Below are 22645 nucleotides of genomic sequence, written 5' to 3'. Positions count from 1 at the left end.
TTGTCCGCCACGTCATGGTCTCCTTTTGCAGGCAATATGCCGACAACATGATTGCGGATAGCTTCTTTCAGACAGCTTCAGCACGCCACTTATCAGCGCAAGATCAAATTGATAGATGAATTCTTTTCACCATGCCAGCCTCTATTCCAAACAATCACATTACTGTGCGAGATATTGCTTTGCGCCAGCCGGTTATTGTTGTTTCCCATAAATGCGACTAACTTGGTTTTCCAGATTTATTGAGAAGGTTAGTTTTATGAGCGACAACAGCAATCCTGTATATCACCTAGAAGATTATCGTCCGACAGATTATGCCATTTCCCATACAGAATTATGTTTTTCGCTGCACCCGACAAAAACCATTGTCACATCAGTTCTTTCGATTGAGCCGCGCGCTAAAACATCCGACGTTCCCCCGCTTGTCCTCGACGGAGATGACCTGACACTCGTTTCCGTGGCTATCAACGGACAGAAATTGGAAGCGCACGAATATAGCGCCACAGCTTCCCGACTAGAGATCCGCAAACTGCCCGAAAGCAGTTTTGATCTTGAAATCGTCACGCAAATCAATCCTGAGGAAAACCGGCAATTAATGGGTCTTTATCGCTCAGCCAAGGTTTATTGTACGCAGTGCGAAGCGGAAGGTTTTCGCCGTATTACCTATTTCTATGATCGACCCGACGTTCTATCAATCTATCGTACACGCATCGAAGCTGATCAAGCAACGGCCCCTATCCTGCTTTCTAACGGCAATCTCGTCGAAGTCGGCAATTTGCCAGAGGGGCGTCATTACGCTGTTTGGCAGGATCCCCATCCAAAGCCTTCCTATCTATTCGCTCTTGTAGGTGGAGATCTCGACCATCTGGAAGATCATTTTGAGACCATGTCTGGCCGCGAGGTAAAGCTCGGAATCTATGTTGAGAAAGGCAAAGCAAAGCGTGCAGCATATGCGATGGACGCGTTGAAACGCTCTATGCGCTGGGATGAAAAACGCTTTGGGCGCGAATATGATCTCGATGTTTTCAACATCGTTGCCGTTTCAGACTTTAATATGGGGGCGATGGAAAATAAGGGGCTCAATATTTTTAACGACAAATATGTTCTTGCTGACCCAGATACAGCGACCGATGCCGATTATGCCGGTATTGAGCGGGTTATTGCCCATGAATATTTTCACAATTGGACAGGCGATCGTATAACCTGCCGCGACTGGTTCCAGCTTTGTCTCAAAGAAGGGCTCACCGTTTATCGTGATCAAGAGTTTTCGTCTGACGAGCGGTCGCGCGCGGTGCATCGTATCAGCGATGTCAGATTGCTTAAGGCAGCACAATTTCCTGAAGACGCTGGGCCCCTTGCCCATGCCGTGCGCCCGCGCCAATATAGCGAAATCAACAATTTCTACACCACAACGATTTACGAAAAAGGTGCTGAAATTGTCAGAATGATCCATACGATTCTCGGTGAAAGCGTATTCCGGAAAGGCATGGATCTTTATTTCGATCGTCACGATGGAGAAGCATGCACAATTGAAGATTTTATTGCTTGTTTTGCCGATGTCTCCGGTCATGATTTTCAACAATTCATGTTATGGTATGAGCAGGCTGGCACCCCGACCTTGCAAGTGGAAACCACATATTATCAGGGCGTTTTGACGCTGGATATTGAACAAAATCTGGCCCCGACACCCGGCCAGGACGAAAAGAAACCTATGGTTATTCCGATTGCTTTCGGCCTGATCGGCCAAGATGGTAAAGCAATGGCGTTTATAGGTGACAACCACGTTGAAAACGACGTCATCATTCTTACCGAAAAAAAACAGACGATCCGCCTATCGCAACTTACCGAAAAACCCGTATTGTCGCTACTGCGCGGTTTTTCAGCACCGGTCAATTTGCAAATTGCGCAAAGCGATGAGGAATTGGCCTTTCTCGCCCGCTTCGACACCGACCTTGTTAATCGCTGGCAATCGCTCAACCGCTTGATGACACAAGCTTTGGTTGGTGCCGTAAAAGACGATACAAATCAGCAAGCGGTGATGCCGGAAGGTTTGCTTGCGCTCATGCAAACCGTATTGATGGATGATACGCTGGAACCAGCTTTCCGCGCTCTGTGTTTACAATTGCCATCTGAAGCTGAGATTGCCCGTATTATCGGTCATGACATTGATCCCGACCGAATCTATATGGTCAGATTGGGGTTCATAACATCACTTGCTAAAGCTTTGTCTGATAGATTGAGCGGTATGTTCACGCTCTTGTCGGATGGTTCTGCCTATTCACCGGATGCTGCCCAAGCAGGTAAGCGTGCGCTGAAAAATATCCTACTAGACTATCTCTCGGTTGCCGAAAACAGTCCCGAGCGCGCATGGGCGCACTATAAAAATGCCGACAATATGACCGATCGCATGGCGGGACTTTCCATTCTGGTCTATCGTTTCAACCAGTCTGATGATACCCAGAGTGCCCTTTCCGACTTTGCAAACCGCTATGGTCACGACCCGTTGGTTATGGATAAATGGTTTTCGGTGCAGGCTGCTGTTCCTGGCGCGAAAACGCTTGATCATATTCGGGAACTGATGAAAAATCCGCTTTTCTCTCTTGATAATCCCAATCGTACCCGTGCTTTGATTGCCGTATTTGCCAGCGCCAATCAAACCGGCTTTAATAGAGAAGATGGTGAAGGCTACACATTTCTCGCCGATATAATTCTAAAGATTGATCGAAAAAATCCCCAACTTGCCTCGCGACTTCTGACATTGACGCGGTCATGGCGTCAGCTTGAAGTAGGAAGACGGGCAAAATTGGAAGCGGCTTTGCGACATATTTCGCAACAGCCAAATCTATCAACCGATGTAGCTGATATTGTACGACGTACATTGGCATAATTTAACCGCGCCAACGGGCCTTTTTCTTTTCGCAGGCTTGCGCTTCACATGCTGGATCAATTGCAGAAAAGTGTGAAGCGCCTATGTGCGAGGAAATTGCGACAACATTAATTTTTTAGTGCTTCCGTGAGCCGACTTGCAACGGAAGCGCTCTGGTGGGCGCTTTGGAATTGATCAGGCCGTCAAGCATTGAATATGGACAGTCTATGGGCGAAAGCGAAAGATTGTGAGAACAATCGACTTACTACAAAAGAAATCCATAATGTAATAAATGTTTTCAGCTGAAATCCGACTTTTTTACCAGTCACACCAAGCAAAAAAACCTTTTTAAAATAGTGGTTTGAGGTTTAAAATTAAAGCTATATTAAGCGTCGAATTTTAAACTATAGCCATGAAAATTAATTTTGCGTTAAAAAAAAAGCTGGACAGGGCGAATCAGTTTTGATTCATTGCCCTTGTTCGGCTGTTTTGCGTACCGAATCAGTTCTCCGGTTTTTTCTTTATTTTTCGAGGGGGCCAGAAATGGCGCAATTGGACGCGTTTGACGCGCCCACAGGGACATTTGTTGATTCCCAGCCGTCTGTAAAAAGACGTCAGGGCTGGTCGGCACATGTTGATCTACTTTCCGGGCCGACCTATCAACGGTTGCTCGTGGTCGAGCCTTGGCTGCGTCGTTCAATCCCGCTTCTGATTATTGCTTTTCTGGTTGTGCTGGCAGCAACACGGTTTATATCGCTCTATGAATGGCGCCAGACAATCGACGCATCGACACGCTCGGCTCTGACGCTCGCCACGGGGCATATTGGAAGCTCGGTCGACCGCGCTGTTTTTGCCAAGCATACAGAAAATGGCGACGCTGTATTAACCGGCAATGACTTGCAGAATATCCTTGTTGATTTCCGTACGCGCGCGCTAATTAGTGGCTTTGCGCGTATTGCCGTTGTTGATGATGCCGGCGTTGTTGTTGCCGCATCCGGTATGGAACCTATCCTTGGACATCCGCTGACCGATACGATTGCCGACAGCTCCGCTCTTTTTGTTCTTGGTCGCAGTGCCGGTGTCATGCAGGTGAAGATGGATGGTGAAACGGCCCTTGCATCATTCGATCAGGCAGGACAGGGACGATATGGTGTTTTCGTCGCCGAAACGACCGACCAGATGTATCTTGAATGGCGCAAAACCATTTCGTTGAACATCACATTGTTTGCTGGAACGGTGGGTGTGATGTTGGCAATTCTTTATGCCTATTATAGTCAAGCCGCACGCGCCCGCGACACCGACATGATATCGGAAAAAATCCAGAACCGCATTGATATGGCAATGATGCGCGGCCGTTGCGGCTTATGGGATTGGAATATGGCGAGCGGGCGGGTTTACTGGTCGCGCTCAATGTACGAAATGCTCGGCTATAAGCCGCAGGATGCATTGCTTTCCATCTCGCAGATCACAGCAATCATCAATCCGGCCGATGCCGACCTCTATGAATTGGCACGTGGTTTGATGAGTGGCGAAAAAGACCATATCGACATTAACGTTCCGATGCGCCACGCGGATGGGCACTATGTCTGGATGCGAATCCGTGCCGAGGTCGCTGAAGGTGAAGAAGCCCATCTCGTCGGTATCTCATTCGATATCAGCGAACAGCATCAATTTGCCGAACAGACCGCACAAGCCGACCTTCGTATCCGTGATGCGATTGAAAATATTTCCGAATCTTTTGTTTTGTGGGATTCTGAAGGTCGTCTTGTCATGTCAAACAGTAAATTCCGCGAATATGCATCCCTGCCCGATCATATGCTGCAGCCGGGTGTCCAACGCGTTACCGTTGAAGCTATGTCGAGGCCAGCCATAAGTGAACAGGCAGTCGAGGAAGACAATACCGGCAATTTCACCAGCATCCGCCAAATGGCCGATGGCAGCTGGCTTAAAATCAATGAGCGACGTACGCAGGACGGTGGTCTTGTTTCCGTTGGTACCGATATTTCGGAATTGAAGCAGCAGCAGAAAAGTCTGGAAGATAGCGAACGCCGCCTCTATTCGTTCATTCAAGAGCTTAAATTGGCTCGCCAAAGCGCGCAGCAACGCGCCAACCAGGTTGAAAAGCTCAATGAAAGTTTGCAATCTGAAAAAGAACGCGCCGAAAGTGCCAATAAGGCTAAGTCGGAATTCTTGGCAAATATGTCGCATGAATTGCGCACGCCGCTTAATGCAATTATCGGGTTTTCAGAAATGATGATCCAATCAACCTTCGGCCCGTTGGGTTCGGAGCGCTATGCCGAATATATGAACGATATCCATAATTCAGGCACCCATCTTCTAACGCTTATCAATGACATTCTTGATATGTCTAAGATTGAAGCCGGACGTTTTACACTTGATTGCGAGAACGCTGATCTTGAACCAATTATCAGTGAAGCGCTTCGTACATTAACGCCGCAAGCGCAGGAAAAAGCTGTTTCCGTAACAGCAGACATCGCCCCGCAACTTCATGGCGATGTTGACCGTCGTGCAATCCGTCAGGTCATTTTGAACCTACTATCCAATGCTGTGAAATTTACGCCCGCGGGCGGTCATATCAACGTCAGCGCCTACCAACAAGGCGATCAGCTGATCTGCGTGATTGAAGACACCGGCGTTGGCATTCCAAAGTCGGCGATTTCAAAACTGGGCCAACCGTTCGAGCAAGTGGAAAACCAGTTTACCAAAACCCATACGGGTTCTGGTCTCGGGCTAGCAATTTCACGTTCGCTTGTCGAACTTCATAACGGCAAGCTGCATATCGCCTCGAAAGAGGGCAAGGGAACAACGGTTACGGTTGTTCTTCCGGTTGAGCAAGGTTGATCAATCAATATGGGCTGCTTAGATGAGAACAAATCCATCTAGTATTGAAAGATGGATCCTTTCTGACTCTTTGTTTATCGCATTTTCCGGATACAAAAGTCTGTCAACTTTTGTTGGACATTTCTCTTTCAAGCAGGATCTTTTTCCGTTCGACACCCCATCGATAGCCGGATAAATCACCATTTTTGCGGACGACACGGTGGCAGGGAATGGCGAGCGCAAGATCGTTGGTTGCGCAAGCACGTGCGACAGCGCGGCTCGCTTTCGGCATACCGATCCTTTGTGCTAACTCCTCATAAGATATCCTATCGCCACACGACAATTTACGCAGTGCATCCCATACTTTCTGTTGAAAGGCGGTGCCACGAATATCGAGCGGTAAATTCACCTTAGCCACTGTCGGCGTTTCAACCATGGCAACGACCATTGCAACTTGCTGGTTGAATATCTTATCATTGGCGACAAGGCTGGCATTGGGAAAGCGGCTTTGAAAAGTCTGTAGCAATTCATCGGCATCACCAAGGGCAATGGAACAAACGCCTTTTTCAGATTTAGCAACAAGCAAACTCCCGAGTGAAGTTTCTGCCAAAGCAAAAACAATTTGCACCTTATCGCCCCCTTTACGAAAAGCAGTCGGGGTCATTCCAAGCATCGAATCGGATACCGCATAGAAACGCCCGCCCGAGTTGAAACCGGCACCGTAAATCGCTGCAGTTATACTCTGCTCAGCATTATGCAGTTCATTTTGGATTGAACGGTTGCGAATAGCCATTGCATATTGTTTGGGCGTCACGCCAACATGCTTCTTAAACTGGCGATGGAAGTGATAGGCGCTAATTCCAAGTGCGGATGCAATGCGGTCCAACCCGACTTCGCCCTGGCTTTTCTCGATCATATTCACTGCTGTCAGCATTCTTTGCTGTATATCGGGCGGCGTTATCAAATTGTTTGTTTTCAGAACGCTTTGTTTGTCACTCATTGTCTTTATCTCGTTAACCGATCCCATTATGACAAAGGAAAATACGCCCTTCACTCCGTTTCTTGCGCATGACTGAAATCGTCGTACTATCTACCCGTGCAATAGTTTGTGCGTGAAACGAAAGCCAAGATGCTAGCGGATAACATGCCTGAATATTTCAGCAACGCTATGACCTGTTTCGGCGATCAAACCTTCCACGCGCTGTAAGTCCGGTTCTCCCGCGGCCCTCTGCAGCAAGTCCGAAAGCCCGGGCGGCATGTCGTCGGGGTCGAGTTGTTCATTGAGGCAAAGACGCATCATCTGGCTCAAATTGGTATAAAGCCGATAGGCATGATGAAGTTCACTTGCAGAGGAACTATCCAGAAAGGTTTGCGGCAAATGCGCCAGCACATCGGCAGTTGTACGACCTATTTCGAAATCAGCCTGATGGGTTATAGCTGCGAACTGCGCAATAAATTCCAGATCGACCAAGCCGCCATCCATGGTTTTTAAGTCCCATTGATTGAGCGGCGGTTTCTCCTCGGCAATCAATGCCCGCATTTCGGAGACGTCATTCGCAACAGTTTTGGCATCCCGGTTCAGCGCTATAATGGCACAAACCTCGTCTTCCAATTTCTGCAAAAACATCTGGTCACCAGCGATACCGCGTGCACGTGTGAGCGCCAAATGCTCCCATACCCATGCCTCGTTACGTTGGTACTTGCCAAAGGCTTCAAACGGCACGGCGACTGGCCCCTTATTGCCCGAAGGTCGCAGTCGCAAATCCACTTCGTAAAGCACGCCCTCTCCCATCGGGGCGGAAAGGGCAGATATTAACCGTTGGGTCAACCGCATATAGTATTGTGATATGTAAAGCGGCTTTTCACCGTCGGACATTTCGGCATCTGGATCATGGTCATAAAGAAGAATGAGATCGACATCCGAACCCGCGGTCAGTTCGTGGCTTCCAAGTTTCCCCATGCCCAAAATGCCGATGCGTCCACCTTTGACTTTCCCATGGCGACGCGAAAATTCTTCTTCCACCGCATCCAATGCTTGCATGATCATCAGGTCGGCCAGATCCGTAAAAGCCAATCCGGCTCTGACACCATCAATCGCGCCCGTTAGAAGCCTGATACCTATCAGGAACCTCTGCTCATCTGCAAAAACCCGCAACTGATCCAGAATATCTTCATAGATTTCCACGCCACTTAAAAAATGCTCCAGTCGATTTTCAAGATAGTTTTTGGTCGGCACTTCCGCAAAAATAGCAGGATCCAACATTCCATCAAAAACATGGGGTTTTCGGGTGATAATATCAGCCAATCGCGGCGCCGCGCTCATAATCAACACAAGCATATCGAGAAGCGGCGGGTTTGATTGCAACAGACTGAAAAGCTGTATGCCCGAAGGCAGCCCTTGCAAGAACGCATCAAAGCGCGAAAGCGCCTCGTCAGCACGCTTCGTTGCCCCGAATGCCTTGAGCAAAGATGGTGTCAGCTCGGTAAGCCTTTCGCGCGCCTCAGCCGATTGGGTGGCACGGTAGCGGCCGAAATGCCAAGTGCGGATGATCCTGCAAATATCGCTAGGTCGCGCGAACCCCAGCCGGGCCAATGTGGCCAGCGTTTCCGGATCATCATCCTCGCCGGTAAAAACAAGGTTGCCTTGTTCGGAGCCGAGTTCCTGTTCCTGTTCGAACAGAGCGGCGTAGTGCTTCTCGACTATCTTCAATGCAGCCAAAAAATCGCGGGTAAAGCTTTCACTGTCGGCATAGCCCATCAAATAGGCAATACTGAGAAACTGTTCTTCGTCCTCTGGCAAAATGTGGGTCTGTTCATCCGCCAGCATTTGGATACGATGTTCAACATTACGCAAAAAACTGTATTTTTCAGTCAAAGTATCGCGCGTTTCCTCATTGATCCAACCCAGATCGCAAAGTTCGGCTAGCATCTCAACGGTACGTTGCCCCCGCAATTGCGGAAACCGCCCCCCAGCAATCAGTTGCTGGGTTTGAACGAAAAACTCAATCTCACGGATACCGCCGCGGCCAAGTTTGACATTGTGGCCTTTGACTGCAATTTCCCCATGCCCTTTATGGGCGTGGATTTGGCGTTTGATCGAGTGAACATCGGCTATCGCCGCATAATCGAGGTATTTACGCCAAATATAGGGCGATAACTCTTGAATGACATTTAAGCCAGCCCCAATATCGCCTGCAACCGGCCGCGCCTTGATCATCGCAGCGCGTTCCCAATTCTGTCCGCGGCTTTCATAATAATGTAACGCAGCACCCACCGGCAATGCCAATGGCGTCGAACCTGGATCCGGTCTTAAGCGCAAATCGACCCGAAAGACATAACCATCGGCGGTACGTTCCTGCATGATGCGAATAAGACGGCGCATCATTTTTGAAAATACATCGACACTTTCATAGGGTTCACCAATATGTGGTGACATTTCGTCAATGAAAACAATGAGGTCAATGTCGGATGAATAATTAAGCTCACGCGCTCCCAGCTTGCCCATACCCAATACAATCAGGCCGCAACTGGTTTCCGGATTATCACGATCGGCCAAATTGATCTTGCCGCGGTCATGTGCCTCCCGCAGGAGAAAGCGCAGGCTTGCACCCAATGTTGCCTCCGCCAAGCGGGTCAACCATTCACAGGTCATGGCCGTGGTAAAAATACCCCCAAGATCGGCCAATGCAATCAAACCATGCGCTTCGCGCTTTTGCATCCGCAAAGTGGCCATTAAACCGGCTTCGTTAATACCTTCTGTAACATCGCATCGCCCGATGTTATCCAAGATCAGTGCAAGTCGATGTTCGATACCCATATGACGCAAGGGTTCCAGATAGGAAGGGTATCGCGTAAATGTCTCGCGAAGAAACGGCGAAAGCGTCATCACAGCCGCAATGAAGTCTGTTTGACCGACGCCTGCCTCAAAAGAATCGGCGAGTTCTATAAGACCGTCCGAACGTGCTTTCTCGATAACATCGGCAAGCCATTGTGCACCACTGCTGTCGAGCGGTGTGAGATGTTTTAATGTTTGGTCCCAGAAAACTGTTTGCATAGCGCCATTCTCTCTATCGATCTTTGTAAGACGCAGATATGGCTTCATACAAAGATGCGTTTTGTTTTCTATAGAAGAACATTACACGCTACTCGGCAATCAAAAAACGATTGGCAGCCGATAATTTACTGGCCGATTAAATAGAGAGCAAAACTACCTGTGCGTTACAAGTAAACATGCAACACATCAGGGTTAGTTTTGTTATTCTGGTTTTGGAAATGACAGTATCGCCCGCAATCCTGGTTCAGCGTCTTCCAGTATCAATTGCCCACCATGTAGCTTCATGACCGCTTTTGCAAGACTAAGCCCGATACCAAAGCCCGGTTGAGTGCGGCTTTCTTCCAAACGGACAAATCGCTCTGTCACACGTTCCCTGTTTTCCGCAGCGATGCCGGGGCCATTATCACAAACTATAATTTGAGCATGTTTTTCATCTTGGTGCATAGATAGGCAAACCTCAGCATGACGGCCGGGCGATCCTGCATATTTCACAGCGTTGTCAATCAAGTTGATGATAGATTGCGCCACCAACTCACGATTGAGCAAGAGCTCAACATCAAACGTCTCGCCCATTGATAAGTCCACGCCAGCCTCTTCTGCCACAGGCTCATAAAGCTCTCCGGCATCCTCGACAATCGGACAGACATTCAATCGGTCGAGATGTTCAACGGATGAACTGGCCTCGATGCGTGATATCATCAAAATGGCATTGAACGTTCTAATCAACTGGTCAGACTCGGCAATGACAGCCTCCAACGCCTGTCGATAATCACCACTTTTCTTTTTGCCCGAAAGCGCCTCCTCAGCGCGGTTACGCAAGCGCGTCAATGGTGTTTTTAGATCATGCGCGATATTGTCAGAAACCTGTCGCAATCCCGTGTTTAGCTCTTCGATCCGTTCCAGCATCACGTTGAGATTGGCGGAAAGACGGTCAAATTCGTCTCCTGCACCCGAGACCGGCAGACGCCCCGTCAAGTCGCCATCCATCAAACGCTGCGAAGCAGCAGTGACCCTATCGATACGATGCAAAGCGCGTCGCCCAATGAAAAACCAAATGAGTAGAGCGCCGAAAGCCATGGCAGCAAGTGCTATGATCATTGCTTTTTTAATAATGCCAAGAAAGCGCTCGGGTTCGCCTAGATCGCGCCCAACCAATAGCTTCATGGCATTTGGCAGATCGATCACCGCTGCTATGGCGCGGTGTTCAACTTTTTCACCACTGTCGCCAAAGCGAGAATAGACAAACGAGTCGCGCAACATGCCGTCACCGTTGAGCAAACCCGGTTCGATACTTGCGACATTACCAGCCAATATGCGTCCTGAAGGGTCTGCGACAAGATAGAGAAAGGCACCGGGCTGCCGCGACCGCCGGTCGATCGTACGAACCAGCATCGGGATGCCGCCACGTTGATAGGCATGTTCTATATTGCCGAGCTCTTCACGCAATGCCTGTTCGGTTTGATCCGTCAACATCGAAACAGAGAGCGACGTCATATAGACAGTCAGCGCAACAGCAACCAAACCAAACAGCAAGATATAGAGCGCTGAAAGGCGCAGCGCCGTCGTGCGCATCATATTGGTGATACGGCTCATGTTTTTTTGCCTGCCGCTTTCAACATATAGCCCGCACCTCGAACGGTATGGAGGAGTGGTGTTTCAAAATCTTTTTCGATTTTGGAGCGCAACCGTGAGATATGGACATCAATGACATTGGTTTGCGGATCGAAATGATAATCCCAAACATTTTCCAACAGCATTGTGCGTGTTACAACCTGCCCTGCGTGACGCATAAGATATTCCAACAACCTGAATTCACGCGGTTGGAGTACAATATCCTGATTGCCTCTTTTGGCCGTATGGGCCAAGCGGTCAAGTTCCAGATCGCCTACGCGATAGACCGTTTCGGCCTCTTTAGGGCTTTTACGCCGCTGTAAAACTTCAATACGCGCTAATAACTCGGAAAAGGCATAAGGCTTTGTCAGATAGTCGTCGCCACCGGCCCTCAACCCTGTCACCCGATCATCCACTTGCCCAAGCGCAGACAAGATAAGAACAGGCGTTTCGTTACCCTGAGCGCGCAATCCAGCGATAACCGAGAGACCATCGCGACGCGGCAGCATACGATCTACGATTAACACGTCGTAATTGCCGGTTTCCGCCAACGCAAAACCGGTTTCGCCATCACCTGCGACATCGGCAGAATGACCAACCTCCGACAAGGCTTTTTCGAGATAGCGCGCCGCCTCGCGATCATCTTCTATGACCAGAATTTTCATGATGCGCTTCTCCTTTTTATAGCCGTCGGGCTATGTCCCATAGAGGCCATAGCCCGACTGTGCCAGCTATTTTATTTTGTCGCAATCGGTAGAGCGACAAAACGGTTTTGATCGTTGCTTTGCACCTGCAGCAACACCGCACTGCGACCGGATTTTTGCGCTTCCTTGATGGCTTCGCTAATATCGGCAGCTTTTTTGACTTCGCGGTTATTGACAGTCATGATGACATCACCGGGGCGGATTCCCTTGTCTGCCGCGTCGGAATCAGGATCGACATTGGTTACAACCAAGCCTGGGCCGTCTTCCGAAGGCGTTACAGTCAAACCGTAATCATCAAGCGTTTCTGATGAACCACTATCGCCGCCCTTGGCTGGTGCTGTATCACCCTTGTTTTGGTCTTTCGGCATAGCAGCTATCTTGACTTTAACATCTTCCTGCTTGCCTGCGCGCCAAACGCCCAAGGTCGCAGTCTCACCAGGAGCAACATTGGCTATGCGCCGTGCAAGATCGCGCGCGTCAGCAACTGTTTCTCCATTGACCGAGATGATCGCATCACCTGCCTTGATGCCAGCCTTTGCTGCTGGTCCGTCCATAGGATCGGCAACCATCGCGCCCTTGGCTTCCTTCAAACCAATGGAATCCGCGATCTCTTTTGTCACCGGCTGGATTTGTACACCAATCCAACCACGCTCAACCGATCCTTTTTCTATCAGCTGATTTACCACTTGCTTGGCTGTGGTGGAAGGAATGGCAAAAGCGATGCCGACATTACCGCCTGACGGCGAGAAGATTGCTGTATTGATACCGACAACCTGACCATTGAGGTCAAACGTTGGACCGCCCGAATTGCCACGATTTACAGCGGCATCAATCTGGATAAAATCGTCATAGACGCCTGCGCCGATATCACGGCCGCGCGCTGATACAATACCAGCCGTTACTGTACCACCCAAGCCAAAAGGATTACCGACTGCTACAACCCAATCGCCAACGCGAACCTTGGCGTCATCGGCAAAATCGACATAGGTGAATTTGCGCTTATCATCGACCTTCAAGACGGCCAAATCGGTGCGTGGGTCTGTACCCACCAATTTTGCATCTAGCTCTGTGCCATCATCCAATACAACGGAATAGGCCGTACCGTCTGATACGACATGGTTATTGGTAACAATGTAGCCGTCTTCCGAAATGAAGAATCCAGAACCCTGTGCCACCGGCCGTGGTTTAGCACGCTGTGATGGTTTGGCATGCGGTTGACGACGTTCGTCAAAATCCTTGAAAAAGCGCTTGAGCGGATGATCATCGGGAAGTTGATCTATGCCAGGGCCGCCGAAGAAACCGCTGAAACCTTGATCATCATCCTTTTTATCACTTTTAACCTGTACGGAAACAACTGCAGGCTTAACCTGTGATACCACATCGGCAAAACCTTGCTGCTGGGCACCTTCTACAAAAACAGGCTTGGCTTCAACCACGCCGATCGTCATGCCCGGGCCGGTAAATACCATGGTACCTGCCAAGGCCGTTGACAAACCTATCGCTGCCAAAGTCTTGCGAAATGTCGATGTTGCCATTTTAAAACTCCTTATCATTGCGCAAGTTTGCGCGTTGAACAAAGAGATAGGGTAGTAAACCTTACCATCGCCTGTCTATTTGGTTACAATTTTGTAAGGTGAAGCAATTCGGATTATTTTAACTCTCATATATATCGCTTGATTATGCTAAATCCCGCTTATTTTCAGCGTCAACCACCATTCAAGAGCGCATTCAAACGCTTTTTTTCATCTTCGTTCAGCGGCATCAACTTTTTGTGTTTACGCCTTTGCACTCGCCAACAAATAATCCCTCCAGCAATAATGACCAAAAATGCCGGCGCGCCCCATAGCAGAAGCGTGTCACGATTGAAACGTGGCCTCAACAGAACGAATTCGCCATAGCGCGCCACCAGAAAATCGACCACCTGTTGGTTGCTATCACCCGCGACAAGACGTTCACGCACCAGAAGGCGCAAATCCCTTGCAAGAGGTGCGTTGGAATCATCGATTGATTCATTCTGACAAACCAGGCAGCGCAAATGCGATGAAATATCGCGGGCGCGTGCTTCAAGCCTTGCATCTGGCAAGACTTCATCCGGTTGCACTGCTTGTACCGTGATTGAACCAGCCAGTACCATAAAAAGACTCAGAAAAATCAAGAAAGTTGAACGCATCAGCCAGCCTTTTTCTCCGTTGCCGCACGTGAAGCAGCACGGCGTGGCGCACCAATCCGCATACGCCTGTCTGACAATGAAAAACAGCCGCCGAGCATCATCATCAATGCGCCAAACCAGATACAGATGACATAAGGCTTCCACCATATGTGCAAGACCAATCCTTGGTCGTTTACATCACCCGGGGCGACATAAAGCTGTGAAAACCCGCGACTTTGGATGCCGGCTTCTGTCGTGGGCATCTTTTGCGAAGGATAAAAGCGTTTTGACGCGATCACACGACCATCAACACTCGACCCGCTGGTGATACCGAAATCAAACTGGGTTTCTGTGTAATTTGATCCATGCACATTGCGTGCCCCTTCAAGCGTGATCGTCTTACCCGCTATATCAGTCGACTGCCCGGCTTGCATTGTCAGAATACGTTCTTGCCCGAAGGTTGCAACGGCGAGTATACCAAACAGAGTAACACCCAAGCCCATATGAGCGAGCGCTGTACCATAAACTGCCCTCGGAAGGCCACGCAGTCGTTGCGCGCGTAAAGCAAGAGCGGTCTTTCGGCCACCGCTTTTCGTCCAAAGGTCGACAAGTCCGCCAAAGAAAACAAAAGTCGCAAGACCAATACCAAGAGCAGCCAATATCTCGCGCATAAAGGTTGCGTATAACACTATGCCAACTGCAATAAGCGCGATAGCAAATGCACCCCAAAGACGTTCCGCCACGGCCAAAAGATCACCACGTTTCCACGCCATTAATGGCCCGAAAGGAACCAACGCAAGGAGCGGTACCATGAGCGGGCCGAACGTTAGATTGAAAAACGGTGCCCCAACGGAGATTTTCTGCCCCGTCAAAGTTTCCAGCAATAAAGGGTAAAGCGTTCCAATCAGCACGGTTGCAGTGGCTGTCGTCAGAAAGAGATTGTTGAATACCAATAAGCCCTCACGCGAAATAGGTCGAAATAAACCGCCGGTTTTCAACGACGAGGCGCGTAAGGCGAATAGAAAGAGCGCGGCACCAATGAAGAAGAACAGGATAGCCAGAATAGCCCGACCACGCGCAGGATCGACGGCGAAACTGTGGACAGACGTTAAAATTCCTGAACGCACCAGAAATGTTCCCATAAGCGAAAGGGAAAAAGTCAAAATAGCCAGAAACAACGTCCAGATTTTCAGTGCACCGCGTTTTTCGAGCACGATGGCTGAATGCAAAAGGGCCGTTCCCGCCAACCAAGGCATCAAAGAAGCATTTTCAACGGGATCCCAAAACCAATAGCCACCCCAGCCAAGCTCATAATAGGCCCAGTAGGACCCCACCATAATGCCACCGGTTAGAAATATCCATGAAACCAATGTCCATGGCCTCACCCAGCGTGCCCATGAGGCGTCAACGCGACCATCTATCAAAGCTGCAATGGCAAAGGAAAAACAGACAGAAAAACCAACATAGCCGAGATAAAGCAGCGGCGGATGGATAGCCAAACCAATATCCTGCAAGATCGGGTTGAGATCATTTCCCTGTAAGGCCGGCGGGTCCACACGCAGGAATGGATTCGATGTTAGAAGAATAAACAAAAGAAACGCCGTGCTTATCCAAGCCTGACAGCCTAAAATCAAGGCTTTCAGACGTACCGGAAGTTGTCGTCCGAATAAAGCAACGAGTGAACTGAAAAATGTCAGGATCAGTACCCATAAGAGCATCGACCCTTCGTGGTTTCCCCATACACCGGTTATCTTATAGATCATCGGCTTTTCTGAATGCGAGTTCTGCACCACATTCAAAACGGAGAAATCCGATATCACATAGGCATGGACGAGGATGACAAAAGATAGCAGTACGAGGATGAACAGCAGATGTGCAAGCGGCGCAGCTGAAGCTACCAGCCGACGATCGCCGCAAAACACACCGATTGCTGGAAAAAACGCTTGAAACAGCGCAACAGCGAGTGCCGCAGCCAGTGAAAAAGCCCCAATCTCAACGAGCATGGCTCTGGTAAGCCTCCCATAGTCCTTGGGCCTTCAATCGGTCGACGATATCCTTTGGCACATATGTCTCATCATGTTTGGCTAAAACGCGATCGGCTATGAAATTACCAGATTGATCAAATCGTCCCTCGGCAATGATTCCCTGCCCCTCACGGAAAAGATCCGGCAGGATACCGTTGAACAGCACCGGTTCCTCCTTTGAAAAATCCGTAACAACAAAGCTCACTTCGGTACCCTGTTTTTTGTTAACGGAGCCTTTTTCAACGAAACCGCCGAGTCGCAACGGCCTGCCAGACTGCATGTCTTCCTGCGTTATTTCCGAAGGCATCCGAAAAAAGCTGGCCGTGCCACGCATGGCATAAAGCACAAGTCCCGCAGCTATCGCCAAAACGACGAGCCCGAGCAAAATCATCAACAACCGTTTTTTCTTACGTCGCTTTAGCCCAAGCTGGATAGATGACCGTGTATTGATTTGCGCATTTGTCATGGCCTATTTTCACCTGAAATGCTCGCAGATACAAGACCCTGTTCCTTGGCGTAATTGACAAGCTCCGCTGCTTTTTCAGGTGCCAGCTTCGATTGGCCTTGTGCAAGTGCTGCTTTGGCTTTGTCTTGATTTTTCAATACCAGCCAAGAATGGACCAGCATTTTCCAGCCTTCCAAATCATCGGGCTGTTGCGCAAGTTTGCTTGCCAATCCTTCTACCATACCAGCAATCATATCCTGTTGCTCTTGATCGGTTTGCTGCGGATCCTTTAGTTGAGCGGACGGTTGTTCTTCTTGCGATTGCTGCGCCGATTGAGAGGGCAGAGCGCGCAATTGCTGGATCATCGCTTCTACACGGGAACGCCATGGACTTTGCTTAGGCGAACGCTCCAAAAATGCTTGAAGACCATCTGCTGCTTCACCAGCCTTGCCCGCCTGCCTTAGTGCTTCTGCAATAAACAATCTGGGGTAAAAATCATCAGGTGAAAGCTCTGACGCTTTTTGAAACGCCTTTTGTGCATCTTGGGTGATTGTGCCACCTTCGTAACCTGCAAGTGCCATACCATAGCCAACCAAACGCGGCGCGGTTTCACCATTCAAACGAAGTGCATCAAGATAGGTATTGACGGAATCCTGAAAGCGACCGGCCACCAGATAGGCAGCGGCCAACTCGTCAGCCAATTTCCCATCGTCTGGGTTGCGCGCAAACAAAGCCTCGGTCCGCACCAAGTTTTCTGGCGCCGTCAAAACGGAAGGGTCAGCACGCATCAATTCGTTGAACGGATGGCTTTTAACACCGGGATGTCCCGCCAAAGAATAAACGCCAAATGTAACGAGCGGAATGAATAGGACACCGAGCGTCAAGATAGCCCGCATCGCAGTGGAACGATGGCGGGAAAAGCCTTTTTCAGGAACTTTCTTTTCTGCCGCAAGAATGTTGCGTGATAATTCCAGACGGGCTTCTTCCGCACTCTCACCATCAATCAAACCACGCCGCAAATCGGCGTCTATTTCATCCATTTGATTTTTGTAGATGGTGATATCCGCAGTCATGGAATCATCAGGGTCAAGCGCGCGTTCGGTTGGAACACTACGACTGACCGCCCATAATACCAACATCGTAACAATTGCGGCAAAAACTGCTGCACAAATCCAGAATATCATGATGCTATCATCATAGAATATGTATTGAAAAAAGCCATAGGAAATCAAGCGCCTCGCGTCGAAGTGATTGCCGCAATCATGTGAGTGGCGACCAACTTCCATTGGCATTCCGACAAGCACTGCCACGCGCGGTCTGCGGTATACCGCCGATTACAAATGAGTGGCTATATTGACGGCAATTCTGTGATCCGACCTGATAGGGTTGCCCCGGCGTAACGGAACCTGACGAGCCACCTTGCGAAGAAGACCAGTTCACCGATTTTCCTGCGTCGGTATATTCCAAAGCTTTATATTCTGCCTCCAAAGCCTTACCGCGATCAGCGGGCGACAGCGAAGTAGCAGAGCGCCCCAAAAGTCCGTTCCCCATCGTATGCAAGATAATACGCGTATCAGCCACTTTCGGTTCCGGCACCGACCGTTGGCTACATGCCGATAAAGTTGCCACACCCATAAAAGCGATAAAAATTTTCTTTTTCATATCGACACCGTTTTTCTGTCTCAGTCTGATGTAATAGCGTCAAGCCCCCTGAAATACAAAGCTTTTCTTATATTATTGACCATCTATCGACACCTAAAAATGATAACACCTCACGGAATGTTTTATAGTAAATTGCGATAAAAAAGTCTTTTATCAAAAAGATTGGATAATGCGTAGGCGCTGTACCATAGCAAAAAGCATAAGAGGTTGAGAACATGCGACGTATGCACCTGAATGCCATGGTGTTTGGTTTGGGAAGCCATGCTGCTTCATGGCGTTTGCCTGATGCCGACCCTTTAGCGATTACACGTTTGTCCTATTGGACGGATATTGCACAAAAAGCCGAGCGTGGTGGCTTTGACGCTCTGTTTTTAGGCGATGTACTTGCCCTGCCCCATGAGGCGCCCTACAGCGTTTGCGGCGCTCTTGACACCATCATTGTACTTTCTGCCGTTGCTGCGACTACAACCAGCATTGGCCTTATTGGCACGGCTTCAACAACTTTTGATCATCCTTACCATATCGCGCGCAGATTTGCTTCTCTCGATCACATCAGTAATGGCCGCGTTGGTTGGAATATCGTTACCTCTTCAACGCTTTCGGAAGCTAAGAATTTCGGTCGTGACGTTCTTGCTCCCAATGAAGAACGCTATGCACGCGCTGAGGACGTGTTAAATGCAGTTACCGCTTTGTGGAAAAGCTGGCAACCGGGCGCGCGTATTGCCGACAAACAAAGTGGCCTCTATCTTGACAAAAATGCTGTCCATAACACAAATTATACGGGCACTTATACCCGTTCCATCGGGCCTTTGACCGTGCCACGTTCTCCACAGGGAAAGCCATTACTGGCACAAGCCGGAGCATCGGAAATAGGACGGCATTTTGCAGGCAAATATGCCGATGTGGTGTTTACGGCGCAATCGCATCTCAAAGACGCTCAGCTTTTCTACAGTGATCTGAAGCAGCGCAGCATCGAATCCGGCAGAGATAGCGAAGAAATTCTGATTTTTCCCGGAATTGTTCCGGTATTGGGGAAAACACGTGAAGAAGCGCAGGCAAAGCTGGACTACCTCAATCAGCTGGCTTTACCTGAATCGGGAATCGACCGCCTGTCACACATTCTGAGTATCGACCTCTCCGGCTTTGACCTTGACCAGCCTTTGCCCGACAACATCTTGAAACGCGCCGATGATAACAAGGCACCGAGCCGAGTAAGATTACTTCTCAAAGACGCCAGACGTGCTCAAAGAACATTGCGGCAGATGATTGAACGCTTCATCTGTTCACGCGGCCATCTGATGATTGTTGGAACAGCCGAAGAGGTTGCCGACACGATGCAGGATTGGTTCCAAAGTGGTGCTGCGGATGGTTTCAACGTGCTGTTCCCGTCCCTTCCCGACGACATTGAAATTTTCAGCCGCAATGTCATGCCACTTTTGGAACAGAGGTGCTTGCGTAAATCCCCCGTAGCCGGTGAATTGCTGCGTGAGCGTTTTGGTTTACCGGTTGATGATGCGAACCCTAGACTGCGCACGCATAGCGTAGCGAAAAGCAGTTTCACTTCACACCTTACCCATTAGCTGGATGACCGTTATTGCGGCAGGCAGCCGCTTTAACCAACAGTAAATGTAATATGTGAACGGCACGAACTTTCTTCAATTGTTCATGTGCGCAGTGGTTCAGCGGCGCGGTTACACTCAACTTTGCGCACTGGGAAGTGAAATGGTTACGCAAAGCCCGCCCAGCGTCGAATCATCAAGGCTGATATTGCCGCCATATTCGCGTACCATATCAGTAACGATTGCGAGTCCGAGCCCTGTTCCCGGCTTGCTTTCGTCCAGCCTTCTACCGCGCTTGATAGCTTCGTCCCTTTGCTGAACATTGAGGCCCGGACCATCATCTTCAACCGAGATGGATAAAACACCCTGCTGACCCTCGGCTTTCAACAAAAAACAGCTAAGCGCTATCCTTTCACGCCCCCATTTACAGGCATTTTCCATAAGGTTTCCGACCATTTCTTCAAGGTCTTCTTTTTCGCCCGCAAAGACCGCATCGTCTTCCAACATTTTGAAGTCGATTGTTTTTTCCGGGTTGAGCTTTTCCATAACGCGCACCAGACGCTGCAAAATTTCACGTACTGCCGTTTGATAAATGACACTATCGCGCTGGGCGGCAATACGTGCACGCTGAAGATAATGGTCAATTTGCGCCTGCATGGCTTTTGCCTGTTCGCGCAAAAGCGTCGCTTGCGCCGTCTGCATCCGGTCGGTTTCATTAGCAATAACCGATAAGGGCGTTTTCAACGAGTGGGCGAGGTTCCCGACCTGAGTACGAAAACGCTCGACGATACGCTGATTATTGTCAACGAGTGCATTCATTTCCCTTGCCAAGGGCATAACCTCGAGCGGCAGATCCGTATCCAAGTGGTCGGCCTTTCCCGCTCTGATATCTGCCAATGATTGCCTGATCCGCCTTAAAGGCCGCAGACTGAAATAGATAATAATGATATTGATGAGAACGCTTGCAATACCAAACGTCCAAAGAAACAGCTGTAATGTATCCTTGAATTTCCGCAATTGAGCGCGTGTTTCGTCGATATTGCCCATGATACGAAAGCGCGCCACCCTGTTCTGACTATCAAGAATGACATCATTCTCGATAACAAGCAGAAGCTGGCCATCTGGCCCGGTCGCACGGTAGGAACGGAAGAATTTCGCGTCAAAAGGTTCAACGGCTTCACCAGGTGACGATATGCGTTTGCTGCCAAGCGAGGCGGAAGTCAGCCTGCCGCGCAAATTGCTAGACAAAGATACAACTTCCCAATACCAACCCGAAGTCGGATCAAGATAGCGTATATCGCCTAATTCCGGCGTACCCTGAAGACGTCCGTCACCGGAAACACTGACGGCGGAAATAAGGCTGTAGAGATGCGCTGTGAGAATTCGCTCGAGATATTGTTCATTGGATTGTTTATAAAAAACGACGCTGACAGCAGAAACGGCTGATAGCGCAATCACGACCCACAATGTCGAAAGGATGCTGACCCTTAAGCCGAGCGACTTGCCAAATATCCAAAAAAGGGTTTTAAATCCGCCTCGGCCCTGCCGTACCTGCATCATTGATTTTCTGGGTCTTTCAAACGATAGCCCATGCCGCGTATCGTTTCGATCATATCGACACCCAATTTCTTGCGCAGGCGTCCTACGAAAACTTCTATCGTATTGGAATCTCTATCAAAATCCTGATCATAAAGATGTTCGATCAAATCTGTGCGTGAAACAACCTCATCACGATGATGCATAAGATAGGACAGAAGACGAAATTCAAGCGATGTCAGTTTTACAAGCCTGCCGTCGACGGTGACACGCGACGTTTTTGTATCCAGCACAACAAGTCCGCATACTAGCTCGCTTGACGCGTGTCCGGCTGCCCGCCTGATAAGCGCCCGCAATCTTGCCATAACTTCTTCCATATGGAACGGCTTGGCTACATAATCATCAGCACCGGCATCAATTCCAGCAACCTTATCCGACCATCTATCGCGTGCAGTCAACATCAAGACCGGCATTGTGCGCCCATCACGGCGCCATTTTTCAACAATGCTGATACCATCCATCTGCGGCAGCCCGATATCAAGGATCACAGCATCGTAAGGCTCTGTATCGCCTAGAAAGTGGCCTTCTTCGCCGTCAAAGGCTCTGTCGGCCACATAACCGGCATCGTTGACGGCTTCAACCAATTGACGGTTGAGCTCGCGGTCATCTTCGACAATAAGGATGCGCATCGTCAGATTTATCCCTCTATAGGGCTCAGTTTGCCGGTACCGCCACTTCGACACGACGCGGCTTTTCACCATCGCGCGCAGGAATGAGCACGACGACTACACACATGTCGTTGCCATTTTGCGAAACCTGTGTTGACCGTGTAAGGGTTCCCCCTTGCTCATCGGCAACGCGTTTCCCCACCTCGGCACAATCGGCAGCAAAGGCCGCCGGTGTACCGAACAAAAATGTAACAAGTGCAAGCGAAAGAACTTTTTTCATCATGTTAAGCTTTATAAACCATTATATCTGAATACAAAATGAACGAAAATCGTCACTACGCGATGGACGATTAAACACCAACTATTCAATAGAATTCAACTCCCCCAAGATAGTTGCCTAAAAACCTAGCACATTTTTCCCGAAAACATCCTAAAAACGGCATTTTTTGACAAAAATTTGAACCGGTAACCTCGTCGGCGGCTATTTAAGTTGTAATTCCTTTTTAATCAACTTCGTAAATTTAGTCTA

Annotated in this window: 16 protein-coding genes; 3 read left to right on the top strand and 13 right to left on the bottom strand. The window is 49.3% G+C overall.

What is annotated here, in order from left to right:
• The first annotated feature begins 256 nt into the window (after positions 1 to 256).
• Complete coding sequence (gene pepN / locus ACYSNS_RS05490; protein ID WP_461722135.1) at positions 257 to 2884, top strand: aminopeptidase N; 2628 nt, start codon at positions 257 to 259, stop codon at positions 2882 to 2884.
• A 522-nt stretch (positions 2885 to 3406) separates the two neighbouring features.
• Positions 3407 to 5725, top strand: a complete 2319-nt coding sequence (locus tag ACYSNS_RS05485; RefSeq protein WP_461722134.1) for a sensor histidine kinase — start codon at positions 3407 to 3409, stop codon at positions 5723 to 5725.
• 103 nt (positions 5726 to 5828) lie between these two features.
• On the opposite strand, the gene ACYSNS_RS05480 is transcribed toward ACYSNS_RS05485, so the two are convergent.
• The 10 genes from ACYSNS_RS05480 to ACYSNS_RS05435 all read right to left on the bottom strand — a co-directional run bounded on the left by ACYSNS_RS05480 (position 5829) and on the right by ACYSNS_RS05435 (position 18353).
• Positions 5829 to 6704, bottom strand: coding sequence for a methylated-DNA--[protein]-cysteine S-methyltransferase (locus tag ACYSNS_RS05480; RefSeq protein WP_461722133.1), 876 nt, complete (start codon positions 6702 to 6704; stop codon positions 5829 to 5831).
• 132 nt (positions 6705 to 6836) lie between these two features.
• Positions 6837 to 9758: a bifunctional [glutamine synthetase] adenylyltransferase/[glutamine synthetase]-adenylyl-L-tyrosine phosphorylase gene (locus ACYSNS_RS05475; protein WP_461722398.1), complete on the bottom strand. Its 2922-nt coding sequence runs from the start codon at positions 9756 to 9758 to the stop codon at positions 6837 to 6839.
• A 201-nt stretch (positions 9759 to 9959) separates the two neighbouring features.
• On the bottom strand, positions 9960 to 11351 hold the full coding sequence (locus ACYSNS_RS05470; protein WP_461722132.1) for a sensor histidine kinase: 1392 nt from the start codon (positions 11349 to 11351) through the stop codon (positions 9960 to 9962).
• Positions 11348 to 12034 carry a response regulator transcription factor gene (locus ACYSNS_RS05465; protein WP_461722131.1) on the bottom strand — a complete coding sequence of 229 codons (687 nt, stop codon included), beginning with the start codon at positions 12032 to 12034 and terminating at the stop codon, positions 11348 to 11350. Before ACYSNS_RS05465 ends, ACYSNS_RS05470 begins: the two co-directional genes overlap by 4 nt.
• A 71-nt stretch (positions 12035 to 12105) precedes the next feature.
• Entirely contained in the window at positions 12106 to 13608 is a 1503-nt protein-coding gene (locus ACYSNS_RS05460; protein WP_461722130.1) for a Do family serine endopeptidase, read from the bottom strand.
• Between the two features lie 170 nt (positions 13609 to 13778).
• Positions 13779 to 14207 (bottom strand): cytochrome c-type biogenesis protein, encoded by a 429-nt coding sequence (locus ACYSNS_RS05455; RefSeq protein ID WP_461722397.1) that lies wholly within the window; start codon positions 14205 to 14207, stop codon positions 13779 to 13781.
• A gap of 35 nt (positions 14208 to 14242) precedes the next feature.
• Positions 14243 to 16225, bottom strand: a complete 1983-nt coding sequence (locus ACYSNS_RS05450) for a heme lyase CcmF/NrfE family subunit (RefSeq protein ID WP_461722129.1) — start codon at positions 16223 to 16225, stop codon at positions 14243 to 14245.
• On the bottom strand, positions 16215 to 16712 hold the full coding sequence (ccmE, locus tag ACYSNS_RS05445) for a cytochrome c maturation protein CcmE (RefSeq protein ID WP_461722128.1): 498 nt from the start codon (positions 16710 to 16712) through the stop codon (positions 16215 to 16217). The genes ACYSNS_RS05450 and ccmE overlap by 11 nt, the downstream gene beginning before the upstream one ends.
• Positions 16709 to 17875 carry a c-type cytochrome biogenesis protein CcmI gene (gene ccmI / locus ACYSNS_RS05440; protein WP_461722127.1) on the bottom strand — a complete coding sequence of 389 codons (1167 nt, stop codon included), beginning with the start codon at positions 17873 to 17875 and terminating at the stop codon, positions 16709 to 16711. Before ccmI ends, ccmE begins: the two co-directional genes overlap by 4 nt.
• Positions 17876 to 17951: 76 nt before the next feature.
• Positions 17952 to 18353 (bottom strand): RT0821/Lpp0805 family surface protein, encoded by a 402-nt coding sequence (locus ACYSNS_RS05435; protein ID WP_461722126.1) that lies wholly within the window; start codon positions 18351 to 18353, stop codon positions 17952 to 17954.
• 215 nt (positions 18354 to 18568) lie between these two features.
• Here ACYSNS_RS05435 and ACYSNS_RS05430 point away from each other — a divergent pair, with 215 nt between their 5' ends.
• Complete coding sequence (locus ACYSNS_RS05430; protein ID WP_461722125.1) at positions 18569 to 19933, top strand: LLM class flavin-dependent oxidoreductase; 1365 nt, start codon at positions 18569 to 18571, stop codon at positions 19931 to 19933.
• A gap of 117 nt (positions 19934 to 20050) precedes the next feature.
• On the opposite strand, the gene ACYSNS_RS05425 is transcribed toward ACYSNS_RS05430, so the two are convergent.
• From ACYSNS_RS05425 to ACYSNS_RS05415, 3 genes are read right to left on the bottom strand one after another with little or no spacing between them, the layout of a single operon-like run.
• A complete protein-coding gene (locus ACYSNS_RS05425; RefSeq protein WP_461722396.1) occupies positions 20051 to 21469 on the bottom strand; it encodes an ATP-binding protein in 1419 nt (472 codons plus the stop codon).
• Positions 21469 to 22137: a response regulator transcription factor gene (locus ACYSNS_RS05420; protein WP_461722124.1), complete on the bottom strand. Its 669-nt coding sequence runs from the start codon at positions 22135 to 22137 to the stop codon at positions 21469 to 21471. The genes ACYSNS_RS05425 and ACYSNS_RS05420 overlap by 1 nt, the downstream gene beginning before the upstream one ends.
• A gap of 25 nt (positions 22138 to 22162) precedes the next feature.
• Positions 22163 to 22396 (bottom strand): hypothetical protein, encoded by a 234-nt coding sequence (locus tag ACYSNS_RS05415; protein WP_461722395.1) that lies wholly within the window; start codon positions 22394 to 22396, stop codon positions 22163 to 22165.
• Positions 22397 to 22645: the final 249 nt, after the last annotated feature.

Source organism: Bartonella sp. LJL80 (assembly GCF_054871565.1).
The sequence above is the reverse complement of the archived record's forward strand: the minus strand, read 5'-3'. Positions and strand labels throughout refer to the sequence as shown.

Bases quoted from the DNA above. Each gene is read 5' to 3' on its own strand.
- ACYSNS_RS05465 (WP_461722131.1), bottom strand. From the start codon at position 12,034: ATGAAAATTCTGGTCATAGAAGATGATCGCGAGGCGGCGCGCTATCTC.
- ACYSNS_RS05470 (WP_461722132.1), bottom strand. From the start codon at position 11,351: ATGAGCCGTATCACCAATATGATGCGCACGACGGCGCTGCGCCTTTCA.
- ACYSNS_RS05430 (WP_461722125.1), top strand. From the start codon at position 18,569: ATGCGACGTATGCACCTGAATGCCATGGTGTTTGGTTTGGGAAGCCAT.
- ACYSNS_RS05485 (WP_461722134.1), top strand. From the start codon at position 3,407: ATGGCGCAATTGGACGCGTTTGACGCGCCCACAGGGACATTTGTTGAT.
- ACYSNS_RS05455 (WP_461722397.1), bottom strand. From the start codon at position 14,207: ATGGTACTGGCTGGTTCAATCACGGTACAAGCAGTGCAACCGGATGAA.
- ACYSNS_RS05480 (WP_461722133.1), bottom strand. From the start codon at position 6,704: ATGAGTGACAAACAAAGCGTTCTGAAAACAAACAATTTGATAACGCCG.
- ccmE (WP_461722128.1), bottom strand. From the start codon at position 16,712: ATGACAAATGCGCAAATCAATACACGGTCATCTATCCAGCTTGGGCTA.
- ACYSNS_RS05425 (WP_461722396.1), bottom strand. From the start codon at position 21,469: ATGCAGGTACGGCAGGGCCGAGGCGGATTTAAAACCCTTTTTTGGATA.
- ccmI (WP_461722127.1), bottom strand. From the start codon at position 17,875: ATGATATTCTGGATTTGTGCAGCAGTTTTTGCCGCAATTGTTACGATG.
- ACYSNS_RS05450 (WP_461722129.1), bottom strand. From the start codon at position 16,225: ATGCTCGTTGAGATTGGGGCTTTTTCACTGGCTGCGGCACTCGCTGTT.
- ACYSNS_RS05420 (WP_461722124.1), bottom strand. From the start codon at position 22,137: ATGCGCATCCTTATTGTCGAAGATGACCGCGAGCTCAACCGTCAATTG.
- ACYSNS_RS05435 (WP_461722126.1), bottom strand. From the start codon at position 18,353: ATGAAAAAGAAAATTTTTATCGCTTTTATGGGTGTGGCAACTTTATCG.
- ACYSNS_RS05475 (WP_461722398.1), bottom strand. From the start codon at position 9,758: ATGCAAACAGTTTTCTGGGACCAAACATTAAAACATCTCACACCGCTC.
- pepN (WP_461722135.1), top strand. From the start codon at position 257: ATGAGCGACAACAGCAATCCTGTATATCACCTAGAAGATTATCGTCCG.
- ACYSNS_RS05415 (WP_461722395.1), bottom strand. From the start codon at position 22,396: ATGAAAAAAGTTCTTTCGCTTGCACTTGTTACATTTTTGTTCGGTACA.
- ACYSNS_RS05460 (WP_461722130.1), bottom strand. From the start codon at position 13,608: ATGGCAACATCGACATTTCGCAAGACTTTGGCAGCGATAGGTTTGTCA.